Annotated in this window: 7 protein-coding genes and 1 pseudogene; 7 read left to right on the top strand and 1 reads right to left on the bottom strand. The window is 34.5% G+C overall.

The features are described from left to right. From HU235_RS14600 to HU235_RS14575, 6 genes and pseudogenes are all read left to right on the top strand, one after another. The coding region (locus HU235_RS14600) for a metallophosphoesterase family protein (protein WP_459213472.1) at positions 1-3,899 on the top strand (3,899 nt) is incomplete at its 5' end. A gap of 148 nt (positions 3,900-4,047) precedes the next feature. Then, positions 4,048-6,225 carry an EAL domain-containing protein gene (locus tag HU235_RS14595; protein ID WP_174880659.1) on the top strand — a complete coding sequence of 726 codons (2,178 nt, stop codon included), beginning with the start codon at positions 4,048-4,050 and terminating at the stop codon, positions 6,223-6,225. A 491-nt stretch (positions 6,226-6,716) separates the two neighbouring features. Further along, a pseudogene (locus tag HU235_RS14590) lies at positions 6,717-8,266 on the top strand (glycoside hydrolase family 9 protein). An 85-nt stretch (positions 8,267-8,351) separates the two neighbouring features. Beyond that, entirely contained in the window at positions 8,352-8,885 is a 534-nt protein-coding gene (locus HU235_RS14585) for a dihydrofolate reductase family protein (RefSeq protein WP_095300114.1), read from the top strand. A 231-nt stretch (positions 8,886-9,116) separates the two neighbouring features. Continuing rightward, positions 9,117-10,280, top strand: coding sequence for a DUF4317 domain-containing protein (locus tag HU235_RS14580; RefSeq protein ID WP_095300113.1), 1,164 nt, complete (start codon positions 9,117-9,119; stop codon positions 10,278-10,280). 276 nt (positions 10,281-10,556) lie between these two features. After that, a complete protein-coding gene (locus HU235_RS14575) occupies positions 10,557-11,735 on the top strand; it encodes an LL-diaminopimelate aminotransferase (RefSeq protein ID WP_174880658.1) in 1,179 nt (392 codons plus the stop codon). A 97-nt stretch (positions 11,736-11,832) separates the two neighbouring features. Here the strand turns inward: HU235_RS14575 and HU235_RS14570 are convergent, their stop codons facing one another. Next, on the bottom strand, positions 11,833-12,423 hold the full coding sequence (locus HU235_RS14570) for a VanZ family protein (RefSeq protein WP_174880657.1): 591 nt from the start codon (positions 12,421-12,423) through the stop codon (positions 11,833-11,835). 197 nt (positions 12,424-12,620) lie between these two features. Between HU235_RS14570 and HU235_RS14565 the strand changes: the two genes are divergently transcribed. Next, positions 12,621-12,880, top strand: a 260-nt coding sequence (locus tag HU235_RS14565) for an alpha/beta fold hydrolase (RefSeq protein WP_325100941.1), incomplete at its 3' end; no start/stop codon positions are given.

Below are 12,880 nucleotides of genomic sequence, written 5' to 3'. Positions count from 1 at the left end.
ATTTAAAAGGATATACACTGTTTTATTTATACCCAAATAATTCTCCATTACCTAAAAAATGGACAATTTCTCAAGATACAAGCATTGAACCATTTAGTACGGCAGTCATCTGGTTTGCAAAAGAAGCAATACGTGATGGATATACAACGGTTCATGACTTTAATATTCATTATAATTCAAGCCTAAGTGAAGATGACGTAATCATCTATGACAATACGGCTTCAACAGAATTTAATTTACCAAACTCATTGCATCGCGGCTTCGCTATTTCTAGCTCTGATAGTGTAAATGATATCGTTGTTGAGGCTTGGTATGATGCTTCAAATGTTGATAGTGCTGATCGTTTAATCAATGATGTTAGAAATAGCGCTGTTGTGTATCGTTACCCAGAAAAAGGTAAAACAATGGAACGTATCGAGACTAGAGATTTTTCTAATCCTGGTAGCATTGATGAGGGACAAGTACCTTCAGTAGCTAATTTAGATGTCGTATCTCCAATGATTGAACACGACCAACCATTCTATACGCTTAAACAAAACACAGCTACCATCATTACAATGACAAGTCATGAGAAATTAGAAAATGCAGAATTCATCTATGGAACAGCTGAAAATGAGCTAACAGAGTTTACAAACCGTGTAAAAATGGAGTTAAAGGAAGAACAAAACAATCGTTATGTATATGAAGCAACAATAACGATATCCGAGTTAGGTAGCTATCGTTATATGTTATTCGGGGAAGATGCGAGTGGAAATCTAACGAAGGTTCCTTATAATTCAAGGGGAAATTCATTTTCTGTTATTGAGCAAGGTCAAGAACAACAGATACCAACCTCCGGATTATCGATTAAAAATGGAGAGGTAATTAATCAAACAGTTGACTTATTTGCTTATGGAAAAAACGCAACTGACGATATTAAGGTAAGCTTTCAAAATCAATTACTTGAAATGACCCCAGCACTTCCGGGAAATGTACAGTTAGGTTTCCAAGCACGTGGTATTGACCATATTTACCAGACATCTGCTAGTGCAATCAATTCCTATGGTGAAAGAGAGTATTTTACAAGAATCTATCCCAAATATTTAGAAGGTGCGATGTATACGTATGAAATGGCACCAACCTATTTTATTAAGGATCGTCTCGTTTCGATTCATGCCGGGAGTGAAAATGTTCCTTATGATTTAGATGTACACGAGGAGCATTTTAATAAAACAAATTTTGATGACTTAGAGGTTATGAATCTTCATCTCGTTTTACCAAATGGAAAAATGATAAAGCCAGTAAAAATTCATAACTATCTTGGAAATTTAACACAATCTGAATTAGCTTATAGCGAAAATATTTATTATCCGCTAGGTGATGGTAATGCTCCAACAAATACAAATCTAAACAAACCATTGAAGCGTGATTTCATTTTTGATTTACCTGAAGAAGCACTAACGGCAAGATATACTGCATTCGATACGACTATATATGCTGATGGTACCTATCAGCTTGATGTTAATGTAAATGATACGAAAACAGAATCCATTCATATTACCGTTGATAATACGAAACCAGAAATTAACGGCATAAACAATAATGGCAAGCAAATAGAAGAGGGTGACTTGTTAAAAGGACATTTAACATTCACTGTTGAGGCAGTTGATAACCTTTCGGGTATTTCTAAAATTGAGGCAGAATTAGATGGAGAGGCAATAGAATTACCTTATAAAACATCCTCAGCAAATCTTGCACCAGGTAATCACGAACTAACTGTAACTGCTTTTGATGGTGCTGGTAATAAAGAAACGTTATCAACAAATTTTGTTATCGGAACTGAATTACCTGAAGATCCTACTGATCTATCACCAAATAATTTTGCTACAGAAATATCTAGAACAGCTACATTAAAAGCTAAGGTTATTGACCCTAGTGGAGATAAAATGGATGTAACCTTTCTTGAAGGGGATAAATATGACTTTGCTAGGGAAGACGGAATTTCAGGATTCTCTAATGTCGCAGATAGAGAACCACCGTTAACAATAACTTCTGAGGGTGAAACATTATTAAATGATGCTGATAAAACGAAGATCGCGTATGAGGATGGGAATTATCTCGTTAATGACTCAACAATGGGCTTTCCATATCATCGCTTTGAAGTGGAAGTGTCAGAACAACTATCAGAAAAGGATACTGTTGAACTTTATTGGAAGGGAAAAACATTACCAAACCGAATCGTAACCCTATATGGCTGGGATAATGACCTAAATAAATGGGTAGCATTAAAATCAGCAACAGGTGATACGAACGAATCTGATATCGTATTAAGTGTAGAAATTGATAAGGATAAGTTTGTAAAAGATGGTAAAATTCAAGCGATGGTACAGGATGAAATAAAAAATCCAAACGATCCATTTACGATGCTTTGGTGGACGGATACCCAGTATTATGCTGAATCTTACCCACATATTTTTGATTCATTAGGTGACTGGATAGTCGATGAATACAATAATGGTCTGTTTGATTATGCGATTCATACAGGTGATTTAGTCAATGTTGCAAATAGTGATGAGCAATGGCTTGTTGCTGACCGCAATCTAAAAAAATTAGACGATGCGAAAGTCCCTTATGGAGTATTGGCAGGAAACCATGATTCGATTATTGATGGGATTGACTATTCTTACTACCATAAATATGTAGGTGCTCATCGATTCGAAAACAATCCATGGTACGGTGGATCGATGGATAATAACCGAAACCATTATGATCTTATGTCATTTGGTGGCCATGACTTTATTATCCTTTATTTAGGATTTGGTACAGAGGATACACCAGAAACGATCGCATGGGCAAATGAAGTATTACAAAAACATGCTGACAGAAATGCAATTATTGGCATGCATGCATATCTCGAATATAATGCAACATTGTCAAATATGTCACAAAATGTCTTTGATAAAATTATCGTACCGAACGAAAACGTAAAGATGGTTATTGGTGGCCATTATCATGGGGTAACGAAACGAATCTCGAAAATTCCAAATAAAGATGGTACTACTAGAGAAGTATTAGAAATGCTTGCAGACTATCAAGGTGGGCCTAATGGAGGAGACGGTTATGTCCGTTTACTAACATTTGATCCAATTGCCGGAACAGTCGATATTAAGACGTATTCACCAATATTAGATGATTATGATTTCTTTGCACCTGAGGATGAAAGCTTTACAGAAAGCTTTACATTCAATGATATCAACAAACGAGTAGCAACCGATTATTTCAGTGTCAATATTTATTCTGAAAAGACGATTGGTACTGATAAAGAGGTCGCATCAGATGATTTTGCAACAACCGAATGGAAAAACCTCGAGCCAAATAAAACATATTATTGGTATATGAATATTACTGATGAATATGGTGCAACAAGAAAGTCTGACATTTATCGCTTTAAAACGTCAGACGTGACTCCACCGGACAACCAAGATGGTGATGATCATGACGATGGTGGAGATAACAACAATGGCGGAAATGATCATGACAATGATGGCAACAACGATGATGATGGGCAAGATCATGATGGAAATAATAACAACGGTGGAAATGACCATGATAATAACGGAAATGGTGATAAAAATCCGCAAGATAAGGACAACAATAACAATGGATCTGGAAATAACAATGACGCCAATGATAAAGATAACGAAAATCCGAAAGATGATGTAAAAGGGGATACCGATGAAAAGCCAAGTAAAAATGGTTCAAGTCATTCAAACACCTCATCTTTAACCAAAGATAAGGTAACAGGTATTCAATTGCCAAATACAGCAACTGATTATTATACAATTTTGTTATCTGGAGCAATTTTATTCATAATAGGATTAGCGATATATTCCATTATGAGAAAAAGAGCACGAGCGTAAAACTTTAAAAGGGGACAGGATGAGTAGACTGTCCCCTTTTTTGGTGCATTTTTCCACCTTGGAAATATACGTTTAAATAATGCTAGATTATCATTCCTATAGTATGATGGAGCATATTACTATGCTCTTTAGGAAGATTGGTGTAAGTATGAAATTTCCAATAGATCAAACGTGCTTATTTGATATGTATGAATCAATATTTTCTCATAATCCTGATGCTTGTTATATTTTAGATTTAAACGGGAATGTTCTTTTATTTAATGATGCTGCTTTACAATTAACAGGACTAACAAAGGATGAAATTCACAATGTACCATTTATTTCTTTAATAGAAGAGCAATGTATCGCTAATACACAGCGTTTTTTTAAAAGTGTTAAAAACGGGAATAGTGAACGATTTAATACAACAATAAAATTAAAAGATGGTACTCGAATTGATTTGTCGGTTACATGTGTACCGATATATATTGATAATAAAATATATGGTGTTGGCGGGATAGCTAAAAATATTACTGAAATGAATCATTTGCAAACATTACTTAATGGTCAAAATAAGGTATTAGAAATGTTAGCAAAGGGCTATCCGATTAAAGATGTATTAAATGAAATCATTCATGTTATTGAAAAAGTTTCAAATGGGGGAACGTGCTCGATATCTTTAGTCGATAAAAGCGGAACAAAGCTTATTCATTATTCGTCACCTAATTTACCAGAGGAATATACGAATTTCATTGCGAATATTTCTATTGGCAATAATACCGGTTCATGCGGAACTGCTGCATATTTAAAGAAAATTATTATCGTGGAGGATATCGAAACAGACCCATTATGGGAAAATTATAAGGAATATGCGCTTAAACATAATTTAAAGGCTTGCTGGTCTTTACCTGTTTTCGATAATTCGAAAAATGTATTAGGTGTATTTGCCATGTATTATGATAAACCGACAACTCCAAATGAACATGATCGGAAAACAATTGAAAAAGCAACATATCTTACAAATTTAGTTATCCAACATTTCATTTCTGAAGAAAAAATTAATTTTATGGCTTATCATGATGCGTTAACCGGTTTACCAAATCGTAGACTTTTTGATTTACGTGTAAAACGTGCAATTGAAAATAATCAACTTCAAAACAATCTACTAGGCTTATTATATATTGATTTAGACCGTTTTAAAGTCATTAATGATTCACTCGGACATAATATTGGTGATTTACTCTTAAAAGAGGTTTCTCAGCTATTAAAGGGGTGTATACGTAAGATTGATACGTTTTCACGACAAGGTGGCGACGAATTTACGATACTACTAGAAGGTGTATCTAAAAGCGAAATAGCTGATATTGCCGAAAGAATCATTGATGTATTGTCTAAACCGTTTATGATAAATGGAAACGAAATATTTGTTACACCGAGTATTGGCATTAGCTTACATCCAGTTGATGGACAGGATAAAGATGAATTGCTAAGAAAGGCCGATATGGCAATGTATCAAGCAAAAAAGCGAGGTCGTAATAATTATCAATTTTACGATGAAGTATTAGATAAAAAGGAATTTGAACGATTAGAAATAGAAAACGAATTAAGAAAAGCGATGGACAAAGAGGAATTTTCTCTCCATTATCAGCCAATCATTGACCTTACTAATAACAATATGACAGGTGTTGAAGCACTTATTAGGTGGAATCATCCTACGTTAGGGTTGGTGCCTCCGAGCAAATTTATTCCAATAGCTGAAGAAATTGGTCTCATTGTACCAATTGGTGAGTGGGTTCTTCGAAACGCATGTAAACAAATTAAACATTGGGAGAACTTAGGATTCGAAGATCTTACACTATCCGTAAACCTATCAATTCGCCAATTCTATCAAGTAAATCTTATTTCAATGATCAAACGGATTATTGATGAAACGAAAATCAATCCAGCACAGCTTACAGTTGAAATAACTGAAAGTATGACTATGGATGTTGAATCTGCAACGATTATTTTACATGATTTAAAGGACTTAGGCCTTACAATTTCAATTGATGATTTCGGAACAGGCTATAGCTCATTAAACTATTTGAAAACTTTCCCAATTGATTATTTGAAAATTGATCAATCCTTTATTCGTGATATGACAAAAAGTAAGAGTGATGAAAACATCGCAACCACGATTTTACTTATGGCGCATAATTTAGGGTTAAAGGCTATTGCAGAGGGTGTCGAAACAAACGAACAATTACAAGTTCTCAAAACGCATAACTGTCATAAAGCCCAAGGGTATTTGTTTAGCAAACCGCTACCGGCTGAAGATATCACTCAAATCATAAACCAATTAAATTAAAGGAAGTGAGGGTAGCTTAAAACATAAGGATCAGCCCCTTCAAACACTATATATAGAATAATGATGCGGTTAGTTTACTATATATATCGGTGTTTGTTGAAGGGGACAGACCCTTTTTTAGTCACTCTCATTTTTTGTTTTAAAAAGAAAAATAGCAGCAATATCCACTTGCATTAAGAAAATAGGAACGAAATAAGGAAATGCAGTTATAGATGAATACTCCTAAAAAACAGTCAAATACAATATAATCAGTAAAACTCAAACTCTTTCATTATCAAACCGCTTTTTTTGATAAAACAATTCTCTTTTACACAAAAAATGGTAAACTATAAAAAACTAATAAATAACGATGATTTATTTATATTTAGAAACGGATTCAAAACGGAAATTTCGTATTTTTTTGTAAAGGGGAAAATGAAGTGAGAGGAAATGTAAACGGTTTAATTGTAGTTAATCAGGTAGGCTATGCAGTGAAAGACAAAAAGCTTGCAATGTTCAAAGGGAAAGGGGGCATTTTTCAAGTAGTGAATGATCATAACCAGGTTGTATTTGAAGGGGAAACTGGTATCGCAAGCTTTGATGAAGCAAGTGGTGAGTACGTTGCATTAGGTGATTTTTCTTCAGTTACGACTATAGGAAACTATCAAATCTTCTATAATGATAGCTATTCCTCAACGTTTTCTATCTCCGAGAAACCTTATCTTGATTTACATACCGGTTTATTAAAAGCTTACTACTTTTTGCGCTGTGGGATGGATTTAGATGAGTCGTACGCAGGTCCATGGAACCATAAAGCATGTCACACTGCAAAAGGAATTGTTTATAATGAACCACATCGTGTACGTGATAGTAGTGGTGGGTGGCATGATGCAGGTGATTATGGAAAATATACAGTTGCAGCTGCAAAAGCACTGCAGATTTATTGCTCGCTTATGAATTATTTCCAGATTCATTTGACAAGCAAATACCAATCCCTGAATCCGATGGCAACATTCCTGATATCCTTCATGAATGCCGCTACGAATTAGAATGGTTATTTAAAATGCAAGACGAATTAACAGGTGGAGTTTTTCATAAACTAACAACTCTTAATTTCCCACCATTAAAAACAATGCCTGAAGAAGATCGGGCAAATTTATATTTTTCACCAATTTCAGCGACTGCAACAGGTAGTTTTGCTGCGATTATGGCATTGGCGAGTCGGATTTATCAACCATTTGATCAGGAATTTTCAAAACGGTGCATTGAAAGTGCAACAATTGCATGGAAATGGTTAGAAAATCATGAACATTATCCTTGCTTTAAAAACCCCGAACAAATCAAAACGGGTGAATATCAGGATGAGATAGATAGTGATGAACGTTATTGGGCAGCAGCAGAACTTTATAAAACAACTGGAGATGAAATTTACCATAAAAAATTTAAACAATTGCTTTCCGAAACAGAATTAAAATATGAATTAGGCTGGGCTGATGTCGGAGGATATGGAACAATTAGTTATTTATTATTAAATAAAGCGAATACCGATAGTCATATTTACGATTCTCTACTGCAAGGATTAGTAGAAACCGCTGAGCATTTTCTTGAAATTTCGCAAAAGAACGAATATTGTATCTCACTTACAAATGAAGATTATATTTGGGGAAGCAATATGGTTTTATTAAATCATGCGATGATTTTACTATTGGCAAATCATTTTGTACATAAAATTAACTATGTCGAATGTGCAAAGGCTCATCTTCACTATTTATTAGGAAGAAATCCAATGAATCTAAGCTATGTTACAGGGTTTGGTGAGCATAGTGTGATGAATCCACATCATCGTCCATCTGTTGCTGATGAAGTAACAGCACCTATACCAGGCTTTGTCTCAGGTGGGCCAAATAGCGGATTACAGGATGATTATGTAAAAGAGCATCTCCAAGGAGAACCACCGGCAAAATGCTTTGCTGATCATGAGGATAGCTATGCGACAAATGAAGTCACGATCTATTGGAATTCACCAGCAGTCTTTGTTGTTTCTTATTTTATTCAAGGGTAGGAAAATTAAGAGGAATCTATCCGAAACATTTCGAACTTTGGTATCCTTAATAAGAACATACTTTCGTAAAGTGGGTGAAAGGTCGATGAGGAAAAGAAAAGTAGTATTATTTATAGCAAGTAGCTTAGATGGGTTCATTGCCACGAAAAATGAATCAATGGACTGGTTAGAAAAGGTCGAAGGGGAAGGGGACAACGGTTATTCACAATTTTATGATACCGTTGACACACTTATCCTCGGTAAAAACACATATAATTGGATTGTCAGGCAAGGACTAGATCAATTCCCCTACCCGAATAAAAAATGCTATGTTCTATCAAACTCTCAGCATCATGATACAGAAAATGTCACATTTATCAGCGGTAATCTGTCCAAACTAATAAATGAGTTAAAAGAACAGTCTGGAGAAAATATTTGGTTGGTTGGGGGCGGAGATATGTTCCGTTCGTTTTTAAAAGAAGGACTTGTAGATGAAATCATTTTAACAGTAGCTCCAACAATACTAGGAACAGGGATACCATTATTTAAGGAGAGCGATAATCAGGTAGAGCTTTTATTAAAAGGAGTTAGGACATTTAACCAGTTTGTTGAACTACATTATATTGTTAAACAATATTAAGTGTTTTCTAACGGAGAGCATATTAAATAACTTGAAAATCGATTTAGAAAATTTATCAATAATGCTACCCGTAAAGGTAGCATTTTTGTTGTTTGAAGGGAGAGCCAAATATAAAAGGACATAATAGATTGTTAACTACAATAAATCCTTCCTGATATGAAAAGTGAAAAAATATCAAGTATTACTATTTTCTTTTCATAACAGTATAATCAGGAATGGGAGTTGAAATCTATGAATAAAAAAGACATCGCAAATATACGTAAGCAATTCAAATTAAATAATCATCTAATGGAAATTCGAGAAATATTCAATGTTTATGTTAAGAAAGAAACAGGCGAAATCTATCATCATTTTAGTCTACCGTTCCAAATGTTAGAGCAGGAAACACAGGAACTGTTTTTAGGTAATTTCAAAAAGGTGCTAACTGGACAGCTTGATGCAAAACTATTTGATCTTAAATTTAAACGGGATGTAGAAAATAGCACACAAACAATTCTATATGACGGCTTACAGGAAGTATTAACTGAAGACTGGCAGGAATATATGCTGCAAATCGTTGAAAAAATGTTTACCCACACTGTTTATGAATTTGATACGATGGTGACGTTTATCCGTGGCGAGTACCGCAAACCAACACGGAAACGTGACATGGAATCTGAAGAAGGTGGGAATGATGAAGTTTATTCAAGCGAATTTATTCTTTGCAGTTTAAATAAAACCGATCAACCAAAAAAAGCGCTTCTATTTGATTATGTTCAAAAGGAAGTTAGACCGAATAATGCCGTTGATCCGATAATTAACCTAGCATCACCATTATCAGGTTTTCTGTTTCCAGCATTTATCGATAACTCTGCAGATGTGAACCATATTCTTTATTATGCTGGGAAGGCAAATCAACCTGATGGAACATTCATAGAAGAGGTTCTCAATTGTGAAGAAATTATTACCGCTGTCGAAGATAAGGAAATTTTTGAAGAAGTTTTAAAAAAAGTAATTGGTGATGAAGTGGATACAAAGGTGATTTCTAATGTTTATGAGGAAATCGATAAAATGGTGCAAGAGAATGAAGAGGACGAAGAAAATGATGAGCCACCAATGTTGGATTATGAAGACGTCGGACGAATCCTCCAAGTAAGCGGAGTAGAAAATATGGATGCAGCAAAGGTGGAACATGCATTCAAAGAAATTATCGATGATGAAAAACACGAATTTAAAGCAAGCAACCTTGTACCAAAATCAATTAAAATTAATACGAAATTAGCAAATCTATCTATTAACCCGAAAGACCTTAAGAACGTAAAATATATTATGTATCAAGGGAAGCGTTGCCTGCTGTTAGAAATTGAAGAGGATGTCGTTGTAGAAGGATTTAAGCTTGAAACAGAGACGCTCTAATTGATTTTTAACAATAAGAATCTTTGACAGGATGATAGATTTATAAAAATAGTTGGTTTCTACAAAATGTAGGGGCCAACTCTTTTTTTGATAACAAGAAAATTCTTGGTGAAGCCTCATCATTTTATACTCCTACTTCTTCATTAATAATAGTTTGGCTATGCCACAACAATCCCAAATTATTATTTTGACAATAGGGAAAATATGTTACACTTATTTTCAGAAAAAATATAATTATATGAAAATATTAATAGTAGAAGTAGTGGGGGTTTTTACATGAAGGTAAGACAATCAAAGCGAATGGAATCATTTCAGACATCGATTTTTAGCGAGCTTGCTGAATATAAAAAGAAAAAGCTAAAAGAAGGAGCTACATTGATTGACTTAAGTATTGGAAGTCCTGATTTAGCCCCGCCTTCTTTTATTAAGGATACTTTAGCGAGTGAGGTTTTACACGATGAACAGTACGGATATTCGATAACTGGTTCGTCTGAATTTAATAAGACTGTTGCTTCCTTTTACGATCAAAATTATGATGTAAAAATTGAAGCAGATGATGAAGTGTTACAACTAATGGGATCACAAGATGGACTCGTCCATTTCCCGATGGTTTTTGCAAATAGTGGTGACCTCGTTTTAGTACCTGATCCAGGTTATACCGCCTATGCAGTTGGGATCGAAATGGCTGGAGCAACACCATATTTTATGCCGTTAAAAAAAGAGAATCATTTTCTTCCGGATTTATCAGCTATTCCTGAAGCAATCGCATCACAAGCAAAAATGATGTTTTTAAACTTTCCGGGGAATCCCGTTCCAGCTTTAGCTAATAAAGAATTTTTTGCAGAGGTTGTCGCATTTGCAAAAAAATATGAAATTATCGTGCTGCATGATTTTGCCTACTCAGAGCTTTATTATGAAGGTAATAAACCAATTAGCTTTCTTTCCGTTGAAGGAGCAATGGAAGTTGGTGTTGAAATGTCCTCCTTCTCGAAAAACTATAATATGGCAGGAAGTCGAATTGGATACTTAGCTGGGAATAAAGAAATCATTAAAGCAATGCATCAGCTGAAAAGCAATTTGGATTATGGTGTATTTTACCCGATTCAAAAAGCTGCAATCAAAGCGCTTAAACAAGGTTCATCCTTCTGTGAGATCAATCGAAAAATTTATGAGGCACGAAGAGATGTTTTAGTAGACGGGTTAAATGCTATCGGATGGAGGATTGATAAGCCAGTTGCAGGGATGTTTGTCTGGGCTCAAGTTCCAAACGGATACTCATCTTTTGAATTTACATATACATTAATTGAAAAAGCAAATGTAGTTGTTGTTCCTGGCCATGCATTTGGTCCAACTGGGGAAGGCTATGTTCGAATTGCTTTAGTTGAAGATAAGGATAGGCTAAAAGAAGTTGTGAAATCAATAAAAACCTCTGGTGTATTGAAGAAGGGGAAATGAATCTGATAATAATGATTAATTAAAAAATGTTGAAAATGGTAAGTTAAAAACGGTTCTTTGAAGTAGATACCGTTTTTAACATTGAATAAATTGCTTATTAACTTTTAACGACAATCACTTTTTGAAACAATGGTGTAATGAAAAAACCAAGCAAAACACCTAATACATTTAGGAACAAATCATCAATATCTAAACTTCCACGTTTTGATAAGTATTGAATGAGTTCAATTAAACTGATCGAACATATCGCATAAGGTAGGAGCTTTTTCCACGAAGGATTCGTTTTACAATATGTATAATAGATCCCAAATGGAATAAACAGGATAATATTAGCGACTAAATTATAAAATGCGACTAATGGATCAACATTTCCTGACAAAAAGAAGCGTATTGTTTTAAATGGTTGAAGATTTATTGCTCCACCGTTTTGCCCACCTGGTCGTACATATAATAAAATAACTAGACTGAAAGAGTAAAGGCTAGAAACAATATGTAACATAAATTTAGAAATTTTAATCGTCTGCTTGGAAATGAAATAAACGATAAACAAACAACTCGCAGACAGGATAAACCACACAACTGCCACAACAGCTACATGAAGATAATTTGTTAATCTCAACCAGATCGGTAATAAGAGAAAGAATAGGAATTGAGAACTTAAAATTGCATATCCAGTACTTTTTTTCATCAGGTCACCAACTTTGTCGTTTACATTAAGTAGATTATATCAAGATTTATAACATCATATGTGAAAAAATAGTTTAAGCTTTTTCGTAATGCTAGTTTGATAAAAAGGCGGTGTTGACGATATATATACAGGAATCAGGGAATATAAACTCCAAGCATGTCATCATGTTCCTTCACGGAGGAGGGGTAAGCGGTTGGATGTGGAAAAATCAAATAAATGATTTTCAACATTTTCATTGTCTTGTTCCAGATTTGCCAGAGCAGGGAGGAAGTAGAGAGTGTGGATTGTTTTCAATTAATGGCAGCGCTCATCTATTACTAGAAACTCTTGAAAAGAAAGCAAAAGGTAAAAAAGTCATTTTAATAGGATTTTCACTTGGTGCACAAATCGTCGTTCAAATGATTAGCATGAAACCTGAACTAATTGATTATGCAATGATAAATAGCGCCCTTGTAAG

Origin of the sequence: Metabacillus niabensis (genome assembly GCF_902829255.1) — a bacterium.
Lineage (GTDB): Bacteria > Bacillota > Bacilli > Bacillales > Bacillaceae > Metabacillus > Metabacillus niabensis.
The sequence above is the reverse complement of the archived record's forward strand: the minus strand, read 5'-3'. Positions and strand labels throughout refer to the sequence as shown.